A 20,742-nucleotide genomic window follows, 5' to 3' on the forward strand; every position below is an offset into this window, starting at 1 on the left:
AACTTACGAATCGACTGAAATTTAACTAACTATAGACGGCGATCGCTATACTGACTAAAAACCGGGGGCGCTCAGTGATGAGAATAGAAGTCGATTTTAGTTGCTGTCTTGATAACACTTATCGGTGAAGATTGGATATGTACTAACCGCTCCTATGAGAATCAGTCTGGTCGATAAATCTGGGCGCAGGCTGTACTCAGATGCCTCGGGCCGGATAGCGACATTTATGGGTGAAATACTCGGCTTTTTATTTAATGTGTTGGTCACCAGCGCCATTTTTTTCTGTTAGTGAAGTTCAGAACAAAAAACAATCAAAAAAAATAAAAGTTTCACTAGACAACACTATTTATACAGAATACACTGCGCGGGCTTTAGATATTAAAGCACTTTCTACTACTGCTCTGTTTTGCTCTATTTTCCTTTTTTAAGTTGATATATAGATTAGTACAAGCGTAATTAGCTAAGTTCTATCTATAAGCTCCATTGGTGTTTTACACCGTATATTATTTTGTTAAAAAAGGTTATTCACATGTCTAATTCAGTAAACGGTACAGTAAAGTGGTTCAACGAAGACAAAGGTTTCGGTTTTATCACTCCAGTTGACGGTGGCAAAGACGTTTTCGTTCATTTCCGTTCAATCGTATCTGACGGTTTTAAAACTTTGAAAGAAGGCCAAGCGGTTAGCTTTGAAGTTGAACAAGGCCAGAAAGGCCCTCAAGCAGCGAACGTTGTTGTAAAATAAGCGCTGCCTAAAACGCATTGATAAAGCCAGAATTTAATTCTGGCTTTTTTGTTTGTATTTCCCCACCCTGCTTGCAATACGTCGTCTCCTCCTTAGTGAGAATCCAGCCCAGCTTTACATACCACTTTTGCAACAATTCAATAAATTGAACAGAGCGAAAAGCGCGCTGCGACCACGGTAAGATATCGCCACGTTTAATTGAATAAATGACTCAGGAAGTCAGGTCAATTTGTATCTGAGTAGATCGCGGGAAAATGTTTAATCAAATCCCCAAAAAGATATTGCAAACCATTCTCATTTGCAATAAAGTGGGTTCGCCTGTTCGATGTTAGGTATTTACGGTCTTGGCTTAGCATCGTAAGAGAGCAAGCAAATGCTTGCTCTCTTTTTTTCAGCTAACCGAAAAACAGCTTCCATAACCAGCTATCGTCTAAATCGTCTTCGCAGGTTTTCAACTGAGTGGCATAGCGCAGCGAACGTGCTTTAACTTTGCCGGCCACGGTTTTTAACCAGGGTTTTCTGTTGTAACTTTGTCTTCGGTAACCGCCCCACCCCTCATGGTAATTTAGATACTGAGAGTAAGCGTCCCACTTTGAAACACCGTTCACTTTATTGGACTTATAGATAAACCAGCCCATGAAGTCTATAGCGTCCTCAAACTCATCACGATCAGCCCAGCTATTGCCCGTTTCGCGAACGTAGTCACTCCACGTGGGCGTTTTCGCCTGAGAGTAACCGTAAGCAGAGCTCACTCTTCCCCAGGGGATTAGACCGAAAAAGATGTAATCACGGGGAGGAAGTGCATCATGGCGAAAGGAGCTTTCCTGATACATCATTGCCATAGGCACGTGAATAGGCACGCCCCATTTGTCCCGCGCATCGGCAGCAGCGTCGTACCAGTCGTCCTTCTCGTAAAAGATTTCGCAAATATTGCTAATATCTTTAGGCGGTGCCGTTGCACATCCTGTCAACGCAACTGGTATGACCATCACAAAAAATAAAAATTTTTTGCAAACTTGTTTGAACTTTTCCAACATCACGTGTCCAAATAAGTGTTCTAGTAAATGTGTGTGTTTCCCTGGAACCTTTTATATGCCTGACCCCCGTCAGGCATTTTTTTTGGCTGGCGGCTCAGTGAAATAGTCATGGATAAATTCATCAAAGCTTTTGGTATCTCCAGCTTCAACTTCGCTCTGAGCCTGCAACGAGTTTGACGCCATCATATTAAAAACCGCGTCGTCATCGTGCACATAAGAACAACCCTTGATTTTGGTCGAGTATTGTTCAGCAAGCGTTAATCCGGCCGCACCATTATCCTGATTTTCACTAAGCAACTGAGCCATCAGCTTCCCTGATAAAGTCAGCCCAGGATCGTTAATCTTGTCGTGTTCAAGCTGAACCGCAGCTGAATAATCGCGTGTTGCATAGGCTTCGTCAAGTAACTTTGCGGTTTCCGTGAAATGCTCGAACAATTGCGCCCCCCATTCTTTTAAGGTAATTTTACCTTCTGGTCGGGTTAACTCGACACCAGGTTTGCGACCATAAAGAACGGTGGTAGCAATATTGTCATTGGTAAGTTGTAACTCTTCACTAAACAAGTTTTTACTTGGCATTAATAGACACGTCAGCATGAAAACATCGAGAAAGTCCATCTGCGATTGTGAAATACCCACCTCGCTAAAGGGGTTAACATCCAACGCTCTTACCTCAATGTAACTCACTCCCCGGCGAGCTAACGCGTCTGAGGGCTTCTCCATTGACCGTGTAGGTTGTTTGGGTCGTACCGGTGAGTACAGCTCATTTTCAATCTGCAGGATGTTGTGACTAAGCTGTTGCCAGTTTCCACCCTCTCCTGCAGCATATTGTTTAAACCGACTGGATTCCGTCTCCATTGCCTGACGTAATAAGGTTACATAATTATCTAAATGGTTATAGCAAATTTGCAAACTGGATTGATCGGCGTTGGTATAGCCTAAATCACTCATTCTCAATGACGTTGCGTAGGGAAGATATACCGTGCCCTTGCCTAATTTTTCAAACGGTAGATCAGGCGATTTACCCGTTAAAAATGAACTGCAAAGAGCTGGAGATGCACCAAATAAATAAGGAATGAGCCAGCAGAATCGACGATAATTGCGGATCATTGCGAAATAGTCTGCAGAGACCTGTTCAGTTGAATATTCTTTTCCATGTAACGACGCCCACTGCTTCCAAAACGCTTCAGGCAAGGAAAAATTAAAATGCACACCCGCAATAGCCTGCATCATGCTGCCATAACGGTTCTTAAGACCAAGACGGTATACACGCTTCATTTTGCCGATGTTTGAGTCGCCATACCATGCAAGGGGTATTTCATTCTGATCCTCGACAAAGCAAGGCATACTCAGCGGCCACAGCCATTCCTCCCCCATATTATCCAGCGTAAATTTGTGCAAATCACGGAGCTGTTCGACCGTTTTGCCGCGCTGACTCTCGGGAGGTGTTATAAATTCCAGCAACGATTCAGAGAAATCAGTTGTGATGCGCTCATGAGCAAGCGCTGAACCCAAAGCTGAAGGGTGCGGTGTCGTCGCTAATCTGCCGTTGGGATTAATTCGCAAAGCTTCCCTTTCCACACCACGTTGAATTTCGCGTAAACTTTGTACAAATTCAGGTTTGGCCACTGCGCTCACTCGCGCGTCAAATGTTAAAAATGTAGAGGTCAATTCAAATTCCCATGATTGCGGATTTTTAAGCGGATTGCGTCAAAATTAACGTGACCGATTCAGGCAGCCACTGGTTAAACTATGGCCACCGCTCGGTGCATGTCGACTACCTTGTAAATACGAACTCCCTTAAATTAGGTTTCAAACGCGTATTTTCAAGCACGAAAGCGACTGATTGCTAGAATATCAGTCGCTTTGATTCAAATACACGATTAATTTTTACTGCTGAATGGTTAAATGTGTAATTGGAAACGAAAGTGCTTTCAGTTGCTGCTCCAGTACTACCTTATCGCCAACCACGATAATTTGCATATCTTCCAATTTTAATTGCTCGCTGGCCAACTCATTTAGTTCGTCAAGAGAAATTGTATTGATAATTTCGATTTGTTGTTTAGGATAGTTATCTTCAAGCTCAAAGGCTTGTAACTGTCTCAAAAACCGCACTTTATTCAACGGCGTCTCGTACTTTAATGCGTCACTCAATGTAAACGCATTACGCATAAATGCCATTTCCTGTTTGGTCATACCTTCACTTTGATAGGTATCCAGTTCTTTGATAATTTCCTTTAAAGCATCTGCTGTATTAGCGGCGGTAACATTCGAGCCAACTTCGAAAAAGCCTAATGATTTACCTCCGCTAAAATGACTTCTTGCTCCATAGGCGTAACCTTTATCTTCACGAAGGTTAAGGTTGATGCGGCTATTAAAGGCTCCTCCCAGCGGGAAATTCATCAGGCGTGACTTAAAGAATTCACCGGTCGCGTCGTAAGTCGGCCCACGCTTGGCCACTACCACAACCGATTGAACTGCTTCTGGGTGCTCTATAAAGAACAGGTTAGTTTTATCATACTCAGGGAATTGATATTGTTCAGAAATCTCGTATTCTTTCTGATCCCATTCGTTCAAAAAGGCAAGTTGTCTGGTTAGTTCCGGCTGAGACAAGTCAGTCACGCTAATAGCCTTGGCCATATAGGGTGACCAATATTTGTCATAAAACGCTTTAACGTCTTCCAGCGTCAAATTTTCCACCGTTACCATTGTACCTTCGTTAGGTAGGCTGACTCGATTATCTTTGCCAAACAAAACCTCATCACGGCCACGGTCAGCCAGAAACACCGGATCTTTGACTTGCTGTTGCATACTTTGCAACGTTCTTTCCTTCAAGCGCTCGAAATCAGTTTTTAGAAACGCGGGCCGGAACATTTTTTCTTTTAGCAACTCCATTGTTTCAGAAAGATTTTTTGTCAGGCTGGAGACCTGCACTTGCATATATCGTCCACTGGTAGAAAACTGGATAGAGCTGCCCAATTTCGCTAGAGCATTAGCCATTTCTTCGTTAGTGAAATTCACCGTTGACTCGTTCATCATGTGCATGGTCATGCTGGCAAGGCCAGCTTTGTCTGGAGGATCCAGTAACATACCACCTTCTAAAGCCAGACTAAGAATGGTGGTCGGTGTCTCATCGTTGTGTACACCCAGCACGGTGATCCCGCTAGCCATTTTCGACTCCCAGTATTCTGGCACTTTTACTGCTGGTATTTCACCTGCTGCAGGCATTATCGAACGGTCAAACGAGTCGTCGATGACCGGCTGCGCCACACTATCTTCCTGTGAAGGAGGGGTAATCTCGCGTGCTGGCATTTGATAGTTCTGCTCTGCCACCCCTAATTGAGTCTGGCCTTTAGGCACCACGCTTAGCACGACAGCATGCTTGTCTTTCACGTACTTTTTATACACGCGCATAACATCTTCAGCGGTAACACTGTTGTAGCGCGCAATATCTTCAGCCACCAGATCAGGTTCACCATAGAATGTTTCATTCGCCGCCAGGGTCGATACTTTGCCTGCCACACTTTGCAAACCAAATACAGTGGAAACCTCGATTGAGGATTTAGTGCGGGTTAAGTCGTCTGGTAGAACACCGCGTTGTTCAAATTCCGCCAGAGTGTCGTGAACCACCTGCTTAAGTTGTTTAAGATTTACACCAGCGGCCGGATTCGCTAAGGCCAGCAATTGAAACTCGCACGCCAGCTCCCGACATGGATGGGCAACCGCTGCCTGCACCGCCAGCCCGGATTTCACCAGATTTTTATAAAACAATGATGTTTTTCCTGAACCCAGAATATCAGCAAGTACATCGAGTGGGGCTTCATCTGGATGACGCGCATATACGGTTGGAAAGGTCATCTGCAACAAAGGAAGATGCACTTTATCTTCCAGCGTAATGTAGCGGGTTTCGTTTAGTTCAACCTGCTCTGGTTCATCATTTTTAACTTCAGGTCCCTTGGGGATGGTGCCGAAATACTTTTCAACCCACTGTCTGGTTTTCACTTTGTCAATGTCGCCGCCGATAGTTAGCACCGCATTATTCGGTCCATACCAGCGTTTAAAAAAGGCTTTCAGATCGTTGACATCGACCCGGTCTAAATCTTCAACATAGCCGATGGTAGACCACGAATAAGGATGGCCAGAAGGAAACAATGCTTCTATAGTGCGCTCGTGCCTCAGCCCATAGGGCTGATTGTCCACACGTTGCGCGCGTTCGTTTTTAACCGTTTCCCGTTGAACTTCGAACTTCTTCTGTGTTACCGCTTCCAGCAAAAAACCCATTCTATCGGCTTCCAGCCACAATACTTTCTCAAGTTGGTTAGAAGGAACCGTTTGATAATAGTTGGTTCGGTCTGAATTGGTCGTGCCGTTCATACTACCACCAGCTTCTGTCACAATTTTGAAATGCTGTTCATCGTCGACGTGTTGTGACCCCTGGAACATCATATGTTCAAAAAAATGGGCAAAGCCCGATTTGCCGACCTCTTCTCGCGCCGAGCCTACATGGTACGTCACATCTACGTGCACCAGCGGATCAGAACTGTCTTCATGCAAGATCACTGTTAAGCCATTGTCCAGGGTATATTTCTCATAGGGAATGGAAATCCCTTCCTGATTTGACGTATCGGCTTGGCTGGTTGTCGCGTTCTGCTGGCAGGCCATTAATGAAAAAAGTGCGCTTACAACTAAAAATTGTTTAAGGGCCAGTTTTACTGACATTATTCATCCTTTTAACTATGCGGTACTCGAGTCTTACACTCACCATTTGTTTAGCTGAGTATATATCAGATACGATACACTACGTGCTGACCAAAAAGTCAGGTTACCAAAAATTTTCGGCAGACACACAATATTATCCGTCAGGCTCAAATTAGCTTGTATCAATTTAATTTTTGTTGGCCTACACTAAAGCCAGATTAAGAGGATTAACAATGAATAGAACGCAAACCATCATTGACTTGGAATTTGGTACCACCCAATTGAGTGGTAATAAGCGTTTGCTACTGACCCTACTGCAAAAGTTTACCGACGAATATCGGCAAACAGAACAGAAATTGAATACCGCTTTTAAGAATGAGGACTGGGAATCTGCACGTGTTTTAGTGCACACGTTAAAAGGCGTTACGGGCAATCTGGGCATCAATGCGTTGCACGATGAGTGCAAACAAATCGAAGACAGCCTTAAGCTCAAATCTGAGATCCCGTCCAATTATGCGCAATTTCTCAGTATCTTAAGAGAAACGCTGGACGTCACCGCTAAATTAAGCGCGAACCCAGACAGCGATTCCACCGTTGACGATTCGAACGCATCATCTGCAAATCAGAGTAAAGAAGATTTTCTACGCGCATTACGCAACAGTGAGTTTATAACAGAAGAACAACTAGACAGCTGGGTGAAAGCGACAACCAACGACACTGCAAAGCAAAAATCGATTAAAGATGCAGTGGATGAACTCGATTACCAGACAGCAATTAATCTAGTCAACGCTTAGGTATCTCCTTGGTAAAGATCGTTTACGACCATCAGGATTTTATTGTTGTGGATAAACCCGTTGGTATGCCAATGCACGACTCTGCTCGAGGCATAGTTGTAAGTAGTGAAAACGTTCTTGGAGAAAAGGATCTGCACCTCTGCCACAGATTGGATACGGGTACCTCTGGCTGTCTGATTTTAGCGAAAAGCCCCACTGCGGCAGCACAATTTGAGCAATTATTTTCCCAACGCAAGATACAGAAGTATTACCTGGCTCTCACGCAACTAAAACCCAACAAAAAGCAAGGTACCGTCATCGGAGACATGAAAAACCGCCGCCGGGGCCAACATATTTTAGTTAAGTCTCGCGAGAATCCTGCGGTAACCCAGTTTTTTTCATCCTCTGTGGAAGCCGGAAGACGAGGAGCTGTGGTTAAACCACTAACAGGAAAAACACATCAAATTCGCGTTGCGCTTAAGAGTTTGGGTAGCCCTATTCTCGGTGATACGTTTTACGGCGGGATCGAATCCGACCGAATGTATTTGCATGCGTGGCAACTTCACTTCAGTTATCGCGGAGAGTCTATTCGCTGTATTTGTCCGCCAAACGAAGGTAAGTTGTTTCAGTCTGCACCGTTTAAAAACTGGTTAGCTAAGCAACCGCCACCCACGTCACTGCCCTGGCCTCCCTTCAACCTTCCAGCGAGTTAGACGTGCCCGCAATTAAGCATTTCAATTTTGCACAGGTCATTGGCGACGGTGCTATAGGCTCGCTCATATGTGCAGGTATGGAAACAGCCCAACTACCGTATGGCCGAAAAACGCGCTCGACCATGCCCGTTACCACACTGGAAACTTATCACAACAAACCCATACAGCTGGCTTCCGATCGGGGGAATTGTCAGCGGCTAACAGCCGATGACCTGTTAGTGTTACCGATAAAAGTGCATCAGCTCAATACTGCATTAGATGAGTGCGAATCAGCATTGCATCCAAATACGACGGTAATGTTGTTACAGAATGGTATGGGCGGTGAGGAAATCGTTTCACAGCGTTTACCGCAACAGCCGCTAGTGATCGCAACGACCAGTCATGGCGCTTATAAAGATAACAACCGAGTGAAGCATACCGGCCTTGGAGAGACCAAAATTGGCAGTAACAACATCGATGCAGGTCACTGGAAGGCGACGGCGGCATTACAGTTACTCAATCTATGTATAGGTCCGGCACGCTGGGAATCGAACATGACTCACGCGCTGTGGTCGAAACTGGCGGTGAACGCGGTAATTAACCCGCTTACTGCACTTAACGACATTCCCAACGGCGAGTTAACGCAAAATAAATATCGCAATGAAATTGAGTTGCTCTGCACTGAAATCGCCAGCGTAATGCACAGTCAAAATATACATGTCAGCACACGTGAATTAGTCGACAACTGCTTGAACGTAGCAGCCGCTACCGCAAAAAACTTCTCAAGCATGCATCAGGATGTCGCCCATAAACGTAAAACTGAAATTGATGCGATTAATGGCTTTATCGTTTCCACGGCGCAAAAAAAAGGCATTGATGTTCCCATCAATGCCTTACTTGTTCAGAAAATAAAAGCGCGTTAATCTTCCTGCGGCTTCATGTGCGGGAACAAGATAACGTCTTTGATCGTTGGGCTATCAGTAAACAACATCGCCAGACGATCGATGCCTATACCCTCACCCGCGGTTGGTGGTAAACCGTATTCTAAAGCACGAATGTAGTCGTCATCGAAATGCATGGCTTCATCGTCACCCGCGTCTTTTTCTTCAACCTGTTTATTGAAACGTTCAGCCTGATCTTCAGGATCGTTTAGCTCACTAAAGCCATTAGCTAACTCACGGCCGCCTACAAAAAATTCAAAGCGATCGGTTATAAATGGATTGTCATCATTGCGGCGCGCTAAGGGCGACACTTCCCATGGATAAGCAGTTATGAAGGTAGGCTGCTCAAGTTTTTCTTCTGCTGTCGCTTCGAAAATTTCACACAGGTACTTGCCCGCACCCCATACACCATCCACTTCAGGCTCTTTAATGTGCAGTTTTTTCGCCATCGTCTTGAGCGAATCCAGATTCGCTTCCGGGTCGCGGATAGCCGCTTCATCAGCTTCAGGCCAGTATTTCAAAATGGCATCGGCCATACTCAAGCGGTCAAAGGGTTTCTCAAAGTCATACTGTATTTCACGTACAACATTGCCCTCAGCATCACGCTGAGTATTGATAATTTGTGCCGTACCCAGAATATCGTTGGCCAATGTGCGCAGCATATCCTCGGTCAAATCCATCAGGTCGTTGTAGTCTGCATACGCCTGATAGAATTCCAGCATGGTGAATTCAGGATTATGCCGGGTAGATAGCCCTTCATTGCGGAAATTTCGGTTAATTTCAAATACCCGCTCAAACCCGCCAACAACCAAACGCTTAAGATAAAGTTCTGGTGCAATACGCAGGAACATTTCAATATCCATCGCATTATGATGGGTGACGAAAGGCTTAGCCGTGGCACCGCCAGGGATCACCTGCAGCATTGGTGTTTCAACTTCAATAAAGTCGCGCTGACTCAGATAATTACGAATACCATTGATGATCGCGCTTCTGACCTTAAATGTCTGACGCGTGCGTTCGCTGGTGATCAAATCGACATAACGTTGACGATATTTGGTCTCCTGATCACTTAAGCCGTGAAATTTTTCAGGCAAAGGACGCAAGGCTTTAGTCAAAAGGGTGTAGATTTCCATATCAACATACAAATCGCCTTTACCTGACTTTTGTAAGTTGCCTTCAACGCCAATTATGTCGCCTATGTCGAGACTGCCGTAACGTGCTTTAATGTCTTTCTGCGTCTCTTTCGCAGCATAGGACTGAATGCGACCTGACATGTCCTGTAACAGTAGAAACGGACCGCGCTTGGCCATAATTCGACCGGCAATGCTCACACGAACGTGTGCTTCTGCCAGCTCTTCCTTGCTCTTTTCACCGTGTGCCTTTTGCAACTCATCCGCATAATGTTTTCGGCGGAAATCGTTTGGGAATCCGTTAGATCTGCAATTTTCTCGAATAGCGCTAAGTTTGGCTCTGCGCTCTGTAATCAATTTATTTTCGTCGAGTTGTTGGTCGGTCATGGCCTTGTTTTCACTTGATTAAGGTTATAGCCCTGATTTCAGGCTAGCTTCGATAAATTTGTCCAAATCTCCGTCAAGTACAGACTGAGTGTTTCGGGTTTCTACGCCGGTGCGCAAGTCTTTGATACGCGAGTCATCCAATACGTATGAACGTATCTGACTACCCCAGCCGATGTCAGACTTGTTATCTTCCATAACTTGTTTTTCGGCAGTTTGTTTTTGCAGCTCAAACTCATACAATTTGGCTTTAAGCTGTTTCATAGCCTGATCTTTGTTTTTATGCTGCGAACGGTCGTTTTGACACTGCACGACAATACCCGTCGGCTCATGGGTAATGCGCACTGCTGAGTCAGTTCTATTAACGTGCTGACCACCCGCACCGGAGGCGCGATAGGTATCTATGCGCAAATCCGATGGGTTAATATCAATTTCGATATCATCATCAATTTCAGGGTATACAAATGCTGAGGCAAATGATGTATGGCGTCGATTGCCAGAATCGAAGGGTGACTTACGGACCAGTCGATGCACACCCGTTTCTGTGCGCAACCAACCGAAACCATATTCACCTTCAAAACGAATAGTGGCACTTTTTATCCCTGCTACGTCTCCGTCAGACACTTCAATAAGCTCGGTTTTAAAGCCATGTGCCTCACCCCAGCGCAGGTACATACGCAATAGCATATTCGCCCAATCCTGGGCTTCAGTGCCGCCAGAACCGGACTGAATGTCCAGATAACAATCACAGGTATCATTAGGGCCAGAGAACATCCGTCGAAACTCAAGCTCTTCCAGTTTGCTCTCCAAACCAGCAAGCTCGTTTTTGGATTCAACAAAGGTCTCTTCGTCTTCGGCTTCTATCGCTAACTCGAGCAGCCCTTCAACATCTTCTGCGCCCTGCTCCAGGTGCAGAATGGTTTCTACCACCTGTTCAAGCGCAACCTTTTCTTTACCCAGCGCCTGAGCTCGTTCGGGCTCATTCCATACATCCGGGCTTTCTAATTCCCGGTTTACTTCTTCTAATCGCTCTGACTTTGCATCAAAGTCAAAGATACCCCCTAAGTGCGGCGGTACGCTCGCGCACATCTTCCAATGCGTTTTGAACTGGATTTACTTCAAACATAGTCAGCCTGAACTTTTAATTGAATGACAAAAATTTTGTTAAGACCGCGGATGGTAACGAAATTACGTCTGTTTTGATAGCGGCGGCGGCTAATTATTTTAGCTTGCCTGACATATTTCCCCGCTTAACTTTGCGGGTATCCGACAGCATCTGGTTCACTTAAGAAACTGACGGAGCCCGGTTGGAAAGGCTGTCGGACTAACTCGCAGTGATTTTCACCGCCAGTTCAGCCGTTTGCTTGCCGAGAAGTTTAAGTTGCTTAATGGTTTTTTCGTCACTCACCTTACCGCTTTCATCAAGTAAGGTATTAACACGAGAAATCGCTTTTTGATTGGGTAACACCATAGTGCCGATGTTTTCCAGTAACATGCGCAGCGTTACCAGCACACGCATACCACCTAACGCGCCTTCCGACGCGGCCATGATACCGGCCACTTTGCCTTTGTAGGCAGCCAGCACTTTTTCATCGCCGGCCTGGCGGGACGCCCAGTCAATCGCATTTTTTAGCAACGCAGGATAACTGCTGTTGTATTCTGGCGAGGCAATTAAAAATCCGTCTGCTTCAATCAGCAATTCTTTAAACTGCTGTGCTTTTTCAGGTATGCCATGCTCAGCTTCATCATCCTGATTGAAAATCGGCATCGGATAGTCAGCTAGAGTGATCAGCTTAACCTCTGCACCAGCCTCTCTGGCACCTTCAACCGCAACTTCAATAATTGCCTGATTATATGATTTTTCTCTGGTACTGCCAGCAAATGCGACGAGTTTGACCATTAAGATTACTCTCCTTTTTTAAAATTTAGGGCGTCGTTTTTTAACTCTACACCCTACATTTTTTCAAGTGTTTCAATGCCCAGCAAGGTCAGCCCTTGTTGAAGTGTGTTGGCGACCAGTGCTGCCAGTGCTAAGCGGCTGCCACGCGTCTGATCTTCGACAGTGTCTTTTAAAATAGGGCATGCCTCATAAAAACTCATAAATGCGCTGGCTAGATCATACAGATAAGTACACAGTACATGTGGCGTGGCTTCTTTTGCTACCACGCCTACCACTTCCTCAAACTGCATCAACAATACGGCTAGTGCATGTTCCTGTGTCTGCTCAAGCTTTATTTCGCCATTAAGCACTGTTGGCGCAATACCCGCCTTGCGGAAAATACTTTTCACTCTGGTATAAGCGTATTGAAGATAAGGTGCCGTATTGCCTTCAAAACTCAACATGGTGTCCCAGTTGAAAATATAGTCGGTGGTGCGGTTTTTACTTAAATCCGCATACTTAACCGCGCCGATCCCTACTTTTCTGGCAACGTCATTTAATTCTTCTGCGCTTAATTCACTGCTGCGCTCTGCAATTAGTTTACCGGCGCGTTCTACCGCTTCATCAAGCAGTTCTACCAACTTGACGGTACCACCGGTTCTGGTCTTGAACGGCTTCCCATCGCTGCCCAGCATCATCCCAAACGGACAGTGTTCGTAAGATTGCTCGGGCTGCATGTACCCTGCTTTACGTCCGACGATTTCAGTTTGCTTAAAGTGAAGTGCCTGACGGGCATCAGTGAGGATCAGCGTTCTGTCAGCATCTAATTTACCGCTGCGGTAACGCATTGCAGCCAGATCAGTAGTAGCATAAAGGTAGCCGCCTCCTGACTTTTGAATAATATAAACGGCTGGCTTTCCTTCTTTATCAGCCAGTTCAGGGATAAATACCACCTGCGCGCCCTGATCTTCAACCGCGATGCCTTTTTCTTTCAGATCGGCAACGACAAAGGCGAGATCATCGTTATAGGCCGATTCACCCATGATGTCGCTGCGTGACAGACTGACGTTAAGTTTTTCGTACACTTCTTCGCTGTGGGTGATTGAAATATCAATAAATTGCTTCCACAAAGTTATACATTTGTCGTCACCACTTTGAAGTTTAACTACATACTCGCGAGCGCGTTCGGCGAAACCATCCTCTTCGTCAAAACGAACTTTGGCCTCGCGATAAAAATCTTCTAAGTCAGACAGCGCAGTTTCGGCAACCTCTTCCTCAAGCTTGTCAGAAAGATGCGCCAACAACATGCCGAACTGGGTGCCCCAGTCGCCCATGTGATTTTGACGAATGACCTTGTGTCCAAGAAATTCAAGTACTTTAACCACGGCATCGCCGATGATGGTAGTGCGAAGATGGCCAACGTGCATTTCTTTGGCTAAGTTTGGAGAGGAGTAATCTACCACTACGTTTTGTTGAGGTTGAGCGGCTACTCCCATGCGCGGATCGTGTAGAATAAGTTCGCACTGATTCGCTAACCAGCCATCATGCAGATGAATATTGATGAAGCCCGGCCCGGCTATTTCCAGTTTTGCGGCCACGTCGTTAAGTTCAACGTTGTCGAGTATCATTTGTGCAATATCACGCGGCTTCTGTTTTAGTGTTTTCGCGAGCCCCATCGCCCCATTAAACTGATAGTCACCAAACTCAGGGCGAGCACTGCGAGTAACTGGTGCAGCGGCATCAGGCACTTGCATCTGTGTAAGTGCTTGCTTAAATCGACTGACAAGTAGCGAATGAATATTCATTGTTTAAACCTTAGTGTTCGCGTGTTTGCGTAAATTCAATGTCAGGATAACGTTCTTGCGAAAGTTGCAAGTTAACCATGGTTGGCGCGATATAGGTGAGATTATCGCCCCCATCCAGGGCTAGGTTTTGTTCGGCCTTGCGGCGGAATTCGTCCAGTTTTTTCGCGTCTTTGCTATATACCCAGCGCGCCGTAGAAACGTTAATGTGTTCGTAAATTGCGTCGACATTGTACTCAGCTTTTAATCGGGCCACGACCACATCAAACTGAAGCACGCCCACCGCGCCAACAATAAGATCATTATTAGCGAGCGGTCGAAATACCTGTACCGCCCCCTCTTCAGACAACTGAATAAGCCCCTTTAACAACTGTTTTTGCTTGAGCGGATCTTTCAACCGAATGCGCTTGAATAGTTCAGGTGCGAAATTAGGAATACCGGTGAAGCGAAAGTTGTCACCATTGGTAAAGGTATCGCCTATTCGAATAGTGCCGTGGTTGTGCAGGCCGATGATATCGCCCGCGTAGGCCTCTTCCAGCAAAGCTCGGTCGCCAGCCAAAAAGGTCAGCGCATCTGCAATACGAATATCTTTGCCTAAACGGGCATGGCGCATTTTCATGCCTTTTTCATATTTGCCAGAAACGATTCGGCAAAAGGCAATGCGGTCGCGATGTTTGGGGTCCATGTTCGCCTGGATTTTAAATACGAAACCACTGAAGGTCGGCGCGTCAGCGGTGATGCTACCCTCCTCCGTCTCGCGGCCCAGTGGCGCTGGAGCCCACTCTACTAACCCGTCCAGCATATGGTCGACACCGAAGTTACCCAACGCGGTGCCGAAGAAAACGGGCGTTAACTCCCCCGCCAAAAACAGCTCTTCGTCAAACTCATGCGAGGCACCCACTACCAGCTCTAACTCTTCACGCAGCTGGTCAGCCAAATCTGACCCGACCGCCTTTGCAAGTTCCGGGTTATCCAAGCCTTTTATTTTGCGAACCGGCTGAATGGTATGCCCCTGACCCGTTGCATACAATACGGTTTCATCGCGATGGATGTGGTACACCCCTTTGAATGATTTTCCACAGCCAATTGGCCAGGTGATGGGTGCGCAGGCAATATTTAATTCGGTTTCAACCTCGTCCAGCAACTCCATTGGATCGCGAATATCACGATCCAGCTTGTTCATAAAAGTAATGATAGGCGTGTCGCGTAAACGCGTGACTTCCATCAACTTTCGGGTTCTTGCCTCGACCCCTTTGGCCGCGTCAATGACCATTAAGCACGAGTCAACTGCTGTTAGTGTGCGATAGGTATCTTCAGAAAAATCTTCGTGTCCTGGGGTATCAAGCAGGTTAACCAGATGATTACTATACGGAAATTGCATAACCGAGGTAGTCACCGATATACCCCGTTCCTTTTCCATTTCCATCCAGTCAGATTTAGCATGCTGCCCCGATTTTTTGCCCTTTACGGTACCGGCACGTTGCAAAGCTTGTCCGAACAACAATACCTTTTCGGTAATGGTGGTTTTACCGGCGTCGGGATGCGAGATGATAGCGAACGTTCGTCGCTTGCTGATTTCTGCTGAAAATGGATTCTTTGTCATGCTTACACTGTTTGTTTAAAGATAAGACTTATCCTGACGTCAGGATAACAGGCGGGGATTATATAGTGCTTTGACAGTGAAAAACAGGTTCAAACAAAAAGCCACCCCGTTTTAGACGAAAGGTGGCTGATCAGATCACGTTAAATTGTTGAGGTTCAGCCAGCCGTGGCCGCAATCTCTTTGAGCGCACGGAACGCCGGCGCCGAGGAATCAGTTTGTTGCTGGGTTTTCTTCACCCCTGCAAGTTGTGTTTTAACACTCAATGGTTTCGCACAGGCATCCTTGATTGAATTGTCCGCAATGTAGTTTGCACTCAATATTAATGCACCACTTTCTTCCTGCCACATCTCGTACAATGCGTTGTACAAATCATACATTTCCTGACTGCTTTCTACCTGTTGTTCAGTAAAGACACTGCCGGTGAAATTATGGCCGCCTTCATAGGCCACCAAGGGAAGGTTATACTCAGTAGCAAGATCCACGTTATCTCTGACCAGATAGCGCAGCCCCGGCTGAGACGCCTTTTCAAAAAATCTATCTGTACCATCAACGTAGTTAATCGCCTCGGTGATATAACGGGTGGCAGATGTGCGATCAAAGCCATCTTCGGTAACATATTCGCCTTGTTGCCATGGGTCAACAATGGTCATGCTGACGGCGAATGCATCAATTTTAGTTGCTGGTACCGCTGCACTTTCTTCATTCACATAGATTGTTGCTTCAAGAATCTCGCGATTAACCTCCACGTTTTCATCGCTGGTGCCAACATTTCCCGTCATGATGATAGCAAGACGCGAGGCGTGCGTTGACCACACATCGTTGAAGATTGCTGCTACTTCCTGTGTGCGTACTGCATACCAGCTGGCCACCAGATTCGATTCAGTGACTTTTCCAGACAAGTATTCAGGGCGGTCACCTACTGCAAGATGTGGCCACCGTTGCATTGCTTGTTCATAGGCGTAGTCGCGCCCTACTGCATAGGGATAGGTCACGTTCCACAGAGCATTACCTAGTTCAAGATACACCACCCTCTCAGGATCCAAATTTACCAACACTAATTCAGCCAGTTTACGTACATAGTTGTCATCTGCCGCGACAGGGACGTTTAGCCATAAATCTGAGTGACTATCGTTAGCGAGTTGGGTAATGACTTCATAAGGAGCCCCCTTTGAACTACCCCAGGATGCATTCTGAGTTTTGACACGATTGGTCCATGCATTCTCACCCTGACTATGGCTATAGCCACCGTTGTCATCCTTCATCCCGTAAAGCAGTTCGTGACTCATCAGGTGAATAGGACGAACCACCGAAAATGGTGACAAATGATCCAGATACGTTTGACTGAAGGTGGCATTAACTTCGGCTTTTGGACGTAATAGCCGGATATCACGAAGATACTCACCGCGCTGGTCAAGGTCAGTAGCGTTAATTTGAATGGTAATAGGGCCTGTTCCGGCATACTGTAGCTCTAGCTCGCCGTCACTTTCACTTGTGATATCAACGTTAGTGACCTCAAAACGACCCGTGCCAGAATACGTTAATGTATAGGTGCCTGCTTCATAGGCGTCGCCAATATTGTTGTTAAATAGACTGATACTGAGCGTAGTTGCGACCTCACCGTTTTCCAGCGTCATGCTCATGGGCCAGCCGTTCTCATCAGTGACCACGTACTGAGCGAAATCGACACGCAACTTTCCAGCTAGCTCCGGCGTCCAGACTTTGGGTAGCTCGGTTTTATCAAGCTTAAGACTGGAGGTCTTCACAATGTCGTTTAACATCCATGCTGTCATAGAACTTTCAATAGGTGCGACAGCACTGCCGACACTAAATTCAGCTGGTGTTGGCATGCGCACAACATCGGTTGCCAAAATTTCGTCAATCGATGCTGAAAAGTCCTCTATGGGCTGATCTGCTTGTTCTTCATCAGCATTGCCGGAAGGATCAGGATTGGCAGGACTTGCTGGTGCAGTGTCAGGAGATATCTCAAGTGGTGTTGTCGCGCTTTCACTGCCGGAACCACCACCGCAAGCACTTAAACACAGGATCAAACTGACCAGGGTCAGTTTGGAGCTGACGCTGCCTGGCAGCGTATAGGGAGACATAACATTATACGACATGGCTACTACTTTTCTCTTATCAGACGCTTAACTTCAACAACATACTCGGTCTAGAGAATGCGTGATTATTGTATCCCTTTATCGGATAAATGCTGGTCAAATATAGAGTTTTAGAGTATTAGTGGTTATACCTTTGTATTTGAAGATCAGAAAAATCGGCGTGTCTAATCCGCCATCAGGTATTTCGACAGATACGCTGCATTATCAGTGCATCTTCCTTACTTACACCGTCAACGTAATAGTTTTTTCTGCGTTCCACGATGTTGAAAGAAAACGCGTGGTAAAGTTGTTGGGCTACGTGGTTAGATGCTCTGACTTCGAGCCAAATTGCCTGAGCGCCAGCGTTTTCACAATGGTCAATCACAGCTTGCAGGAGTTGCTTACCTAGCCCCATTCCTCTCGATTCTGGCAACAACGCTATGTCCATCAAGGTCGCTTCGTCTGCAACAATGAGCACAATGGCATAGCCGATGACGCGTTCATGCATTTTGCTGACAAGCAGAGAATAGGGTTTGGTAGTGCAGTCAGCGAAGGTTGAGTATGACCAATGATTGTTCACCGCTGCTTTATGAATAGCGTGTGCGGCTACAATATCCTCTGTGTCACTAGTCTCGTTAATACAAGCTTTAATGGTCACGAGTAATGCTACAGATCTGCTCCCAAAGCTGTCGTTTATCTTGCATAGATAGCGCTGATGGAAGGCCGGGTAAGACGATTGAAGATGCGCTCACTTGCACAGTATCACCCACGAACCAGGATATTTCAGGCTTATTGGTCAGTCTTTCAGTGAGAGCCTGTTCAACATCGTGAATCCATTGGAAATGGTGTTTCTCTGCATCTTTCGGAAATGGCGTTGACGAAGGCTTTTCGGATTTACCTGCAGATACAATCGAGCGAAGGTGTGTCAAATTAGCCCGGGAGGTGGGCTGACTGGTGTTTGATTTATCTGTCTCATGAACAGACGTTACTTCATGCGCGTGTGACTGTTTTGACCAGACTGTTATCCCCATTTCCTGAAGGGTTGCTATTTGCAATGCGGATAAATTAGATGACATGAATTTCTTCTTAAAGATTTGCGCCAGCGCCACAAAAAGTGGCAGGGGTGGAGGGACTCGAACCCCCAACCATCGGTTTTGGAGACCGCTGTTCTACCAATTCGAACTACACCCCTAACGCGCTGAGCATTATACGTATCGTTTACCAAAGGTAAAGCAATTTTGAAATTAAGTAAACGAGATGATTAAACTGTAGCCAGAATGAGAAATTACGCCGAACTAGTAGACAATCGGAGGGGCAAGTTGCGCTTCACTGGTATGCTCAAGTGCCCGTTGCCAAAGCGTATTGGTCAACTTTACCATTTCTACTTGCTGGTTCACATTATGCACCACGTGGTCATGATCCAATTTTGCTGCCTCGGCATAGAGCGAACATAGCGAATCACTCTGATCTTCCGATAAATTATTGATCACTATCGCACTGGCTATATCAAAGTATCGATTTCCCATTGCAGCATATTCCCAGTCAACTATGACAGGCGCAGCTGAATCAAGAATGTGTGCCAGCGCCAAATCATTGTGGCAAAGCGTTAACGCACTGTCATCTGAACCCGGGTGAAGGCGCTTTGACAATTCATTTGTTCGTTGCGCTAAGGGGTCGTCCGACGGAATCTGTGCAACCTTGAGGTAATGCTTAAGTCGCTCAAATAATTCCAGCGGCCGCGCGGTGATGGGCTGGGAATGAATAGTCGATAATCCATTGGCTAGCGCAGTGATCTGTTCGGTTGCGTTAGCAGACAATGGTTTGGGCTCGCACCATGATTCAACCCAAAGCCTGCCATCATCACTTAACCAGACAGGCATGGGCGCAATATTCCGATGAGCGAGTTGTTCCTGCAACACGAATTGATGAAAGCGATTAATACCGCTAAATGCATCATCCGCTATCCACTTAACTGCAAATGAACGCGCTTTATCGGTAAGCTTAAAGGTTTGATTAATCACGCCACCCTGGATTTGTTGCAGTTCTGCACCCGAATCCAATTCCAACGGGCTAGTTAACAGGTTGACTATTGAGTCCAGATGCATGGCGATTGATCCATTGTTGTCGCCATTGCCAGTATCCAAACAAAGAAAACGCCACATACCCCATAAACAGGAGTGCTGTTAAGACTAATCCACTTTGCGCATACAAATACGCCGACGCAATATTAATAAAAAACCAATAAAACCAGTTTTCTAATATTTTATGTGCAACCATAAAGGTGGTAGCCATACTTAGCAAGTGAATACTCGCATCTAACCACAGATAATCACTGATAAATTGCCCTGACGCTGCTTGAGAAAGCCAGAAGGCCAACAGCAGTAGGCCAGGGATTAGCATCACATGAAAATGCAGCGGCCACCGTGTGATACGGGTTGGTGTATCCGCACTCCCCCCCTTCTGCCACTGGTAATAGCCATATACAGCCATGACCATGTAAAACAGATTAAGCGCAGCCTGAAAGGGCAAAGTAACCTGCCAGAAAAGCCATGTATAAATAGCGGTACTGATAAATGCACACAGCCAGCACCAGCTGTTCTGCAAAGCCGCCAGCAAAACATACGCTATGGCCAGAAAAACCGCCAGCCACTCAAGTAATGATGTGGTTGCAAGCTGAGTAAGGAATAATTCCATTACTCTTTGGTCCTCGCTTGCATCGCATCAAAATTAAGTACCTTTGCCACAAACACGGCTTGCCCCACTTCCTGATGAGTGGCTTTCATTTCTTTTGCAAGTAATGCCATCACATGATCATATTCTCCGGTTACCTGAGTGCTGGTGCGGGATGTAGTAACATCGATGTTCTCATAACTATGTAAACGATCGATAAATGCTTTTATCGGGTCTATAAAGTGTTCAACCAAAGGGTATAGTGAGAGTTCAACCATAACTTGCATAACGTGATTTC

Annotated in this window: 18 protein-coding genes and 1 tRNA gene; 4 read left to right on the forward strand and 15 right to left on the reverse strand. The window is 46.0% G+C overall.

What is annotated here, in order from left to right:
* Positions 1-529: 529 nt before the first annotated feature.
* Positions 530-742, forward strand: a complete 213-nt coding sequence (gene cspE, locus HCJ96_RS05875) for a transcription antiterminator/RNA stability regulator CspE (protein ID WP_169210108.1) — start codon at positions 530-532, stop codon at positions 740-742.
* Between the two features lie 395 nt (positions 743-1,137).
* Here the strand turns inward: cspE and HCJ96_RS05880 are convergent, their stop codons facing one another.
* The 3 genes from HCJ96_RS05880 to HCJ96_RS05890 form a co-directional block, all read right to left on the reverse strand.
* Positions 1,138-1,779, reverse strand: a complete 642-nt coding sequence (locus tag HCJ96_RS05880) for a transglycosylase SLT domain-containing protein (RefSeq protein ID WP_169210109.1) — start codon at positions 1,777-1,779, stop codon at positions 1,138-1,140.
* 69 nt (positions 1,780-1,848) lie between these two features.
* Positions 1,849-3,447: a glutamate--cysteine ligase gene (gene gshA, locus HCJ96_RS05885; protein ID WP_169210110.1), complete on the reverse strand. Its 1,599-nt coding sequence runs from the start codon at positions 3,445-3,447 to the stop codon at positions 1,849-1,851.
* Between the two features lie 219 nt (positions 3,448-3,666).
* Complete coding sequence (locus tag HCJ96_RS05890) at positions 3,667-6,495, reverse strand: M16 family metallopeptidase (protein WP_169210111.1); 2,829 nt, start codon at positions 6,493-6,495, stop codon at positions 3,667-3,669.
* A 212-nt stretch (positions 6,496-6,707) separates the two neighbouring features.
* Here HCJ96_RS05890 and HCJ96_RS05895 point away from each other — a divergent pair, with 212 nt between their 5' ends.
* Genes HCJ96_RS05895 through HCJ96_RS05905 form a run of 3 tightly spaced genes read left to right on the forward strand, consistent with a single transcriptional unit; the run spans position 6,708 to position 8,862 of the window.
* A complete protein-coding gene (locus HCJ96_RS05895) occupies positions 6,708-7,268 on the forward strand; it encodes an Hpt domain-containing protein (RefSeq protein ID WP_169210112.1) in 561 nt (186 codons plus the stop codon).
* An 8-nt stretch (positions 7,269-7,276) separates the two neighbouring features.
* Positions 7,277-7,960 (forward strand): TIGR01621 family pseudouridine synthase, encoded by a 684-nt coding sequence (locus HCJ96_RS05900; RefSeq protein ID WP_211162710.1) that lies wholly within the window; start codon positions 7,277-7,279, stop codon positions 7,958-7,960.
* Positions 7,961-7,962: 2 nt separating this feature from the next.
* Complete coding sequence (locus HCJ96_RS05905; RefSeq protein WP_169210113.1) at positions 7,963-8,862, forward strand: 2-dehydropantoate 2-reductase; 900 nt, start codon at positions 7,963-7,965, stop codon at positions 8,860-8,862.
* Here HCJ96_RS05905 and lysS read toward each other — a convergent pair.
* The 12 genes from lysS to HCJ96_RS05965 form a co-directional block, all read right to left on the reverse strand.
* Positions 8,859-10,397: a lysine--tRNA ligase gene (gene lysS, locus HCJ96_RS05910; RefSeq protein WP_169210114.1), complete on the reverse strand. Its 1,539-nt coding sequence runs from the start codon at positions 10,395-10,397 to the stop codon at positions 8,859-8,861. The two genes, HCJ96_RS05905 and lysS, sit on opposite strands and share 4 nt — an antisense overlap.
* A 24-nt stretch (positions 10,398-10,421) precedes the next feature.
* A protein-coding gene (gene prfB / locus HCJ96_RS05915; RefSeq protein WP_169210115.1) for a peptide chain release factor 2 occupies positions 10,422-11,520 on the reverse strand; the annotation gives its coding sequence in 2 pieces (ribosomal slippage) (positions 10,422-11,444 and positions 11,446-11,520; 1,098 coding nt in all).
* 198 nt (positions 11,521-11,718) lie between these two features.
* Positions 11,719-12,294, reverse strand: coding sequence for an NADPH-dependent FMN reductase (locus HCJ96_RS05920; protein WP_169210116.1), 576 nt, complete (start codon positions 12,292-12,294; stop codon positions 11,719-11,721).
* A 53-nt stretch (positions 12,295-12,347) separates the two neighbouring features.
* On the reverse strand, positions 12,348-14,078 hold the full coding sequence (argS, locus tag HCJ96_RS05925; protein WP_169210117.1) for an arginine--tRNA ligase: 1,731 nt from the start codon (positions 14,076-14,078) through the stop codon (positions 12,348-12,350).
* Positions 14,079-14,088: 10 nt separating this feature from the next.
* Positions 14,089-15,678, reverse strand: coding sequence for a peptide chain release factor 3 (gene prfC / locus HCJ96_RS05930; protein ID WP_169210118.1), 1,590 nt, complete (start codon positions 15,676-15,678; stop codon positions 14,089-14,091).
* A 155-nt stretch (positions 15,679-15,833) separates the two neighbouring features.
* Positions 15,834-17,795, reverse strand: a complete 1,962-nt coding sequence (locus tag HCJ96_RS05935; RefSeq protein WP_169210119.1) for a hypothetical protein — start codon at positions 17,793-17,795, stop codon at positions 15,834-15,836.
* 175 nt (positions 17,796-17,970) lie between these two features.
* Positions 17,971-18,432: a ribosomal protein S18-alanine N-acetyltransferase gene (gene rimI / locus HCJ96_RS05940; protein WP_169210120.1), complete on the reverse strand. Its 462-nt coding sequence runs from the start codon at positions 18,430-18,432 to the stop codon at positions 17,971-17,973.
* Positions 18,422-18,850, reverse strand: a complete 429-nt coding sequence (locus HCJ96_RS05945) for a hypothetical protein (RefSeq protein ID WP_169210121.1) — start codon at positions 18,848-18,850, stop codon at positions 18,422-18,424. Before HCJ96_RS05945 ends, rimI begins: the two co-directional genes overlap by 11 nt.
* A gap of 39 nt (positions 18,851-18,889) precedes the next feature.
* Positions 18,890-18,966, reverse strand: a tRNA-Trp gene (locus tag HCJ96_RS05950).
* Between the two features lie 103 nt (positions 18,967-19,069).
* On the reverse strand, positions 19,070-19,879 hold the full coding sequence (locus HCJ96_RS05955) for a phosphotransferase (protein ID WP_169210122.1): 810 nt from the start codon (positions 19,877-19,879) through the stop codon (positions 19,070-19,072).
* Positions 19,845-20,468, reverse strand: coding sequence for a nicotinamide riboside transporter PnuC (pnuC, locus tag HCJ96_RS05960; protein WP_169210123.1), 624 nt, complete (start codon positions 20,466-20,468; stop codon positions 19,845-19,847). The genes HCJ96_RS05955 and pnuC overlap by 35 nt, the downstream gene beginning before the upstream one ends.
* Entirely contained in the window at positions 20,468-20,731 is a 264-nt protein-coding gene (locus HCJ96_RS05965) for a YkoF family thiamine/hydroxymethylpyrimidine-binding protein (protein ID WP_169210124.1), read from the reverse strand. The genes pnuC and HCJ96_RS05965 overlap by 1 nt, the downstream gene beginning before the upstream one ends.
* Between the last annotated feature and the right edge of the window lie 11 nt (positions 20,732-20,742).

It is taken from the genome of Alteromonas ponticola (assembly GCF_012911815.1).
GTDB lineage: Bacteria > Pseudomonadota > Gammaproteobacteria > Enterobacterales > Alteromonadaceae > Alteromonas > Alteromonas ponticola.

Coding starts and splice junctions, on each gene's coding strand:
- HCJ96_RS05895 (WP_169210112.1), top strand. CDS start 6,708: ATGAATAGAACGCAAACCATCATTGACTTGGAATTTGGTACCACCCAA.
- HCJ96_RS05945 (WP_169210121.1), bottom strand. CDS start 18,850: ATGTCATCTAATTTATCCGCATTGCAAATAGCAACCCTTCAGGAAATG.
- HCJ96_RS05935 (WP_169210119.1), bottom strand. CDS start 17,795: ATGTCGTATAATGTTATGTCTCCCTATACGCTGCCAGGCAGCGTCAGC.
- argS (WP_169210117.1), bottom strand. CDS start 14,078: ATGAATATTCATTCGCTACTTGTCAGTCGATTTAAGCAAGCACTTACA.
- HCJ96_RS05920 (WP_169210116.1), bottom strand. CDS start 12,294: ATGGTCAAACTCGTCGCATTTGCTGGCAGTACCAGAGAAAAATCATAT.
- HCJ96_RS05955 (WP_169210122.1), bottom strand. CDS start 19,879: ATGCATCTGGACTCAATAGTCAACCTGTTAACTAGCCCGTTGGAATTG.
- lysS (WP_169210114.1), bottom strand. CDS start 10,397: ATGACCGACCAACAACTCGACGAAAATAAATTGATTACAGAGCGCAGA.
- pnuC (WP_169210123.1), bottom strand. CDS start 20,468: ATGGAATTATTCCTTACTCAGCTTGCAACCACATCATTACTTGAGTGG.
- cspE (WP_169210108.1), top strand. CDS start 530: ATGTCTAATTCAGTAAACGGTACAGTAAAGTGGTTCAACGAAGACAAA.
- HCJ96_RS05965 (WP_169210124.1), bottom strand. CDS start 20,731: ATGCAAGTTATGGTTGAACTCTCACTATACCCTTTGGTTGAACACTTT.
- prfC (WP_169210118.1), bottom strand. CDS start 15,678: ATGACAAAGAATCCATTTTCAGCAGAAATCAGCAAGCGACGAACGTTC.
- HCJ96_RS05880 (WP_169210109.1), bottom strand. CDS start 1,779: ATGTTGGAAAAGTTCAAACAAGTTTGCAAAAAATTTTTATTTTTTGTG.
- HCJ96_RS05890 (WP_169210111.1), bottom strand. CDS start 6,495: ATGTCAGTAAAACTGGCCCTTAAACAATTTTTAGTTGTAAGCGCACTT.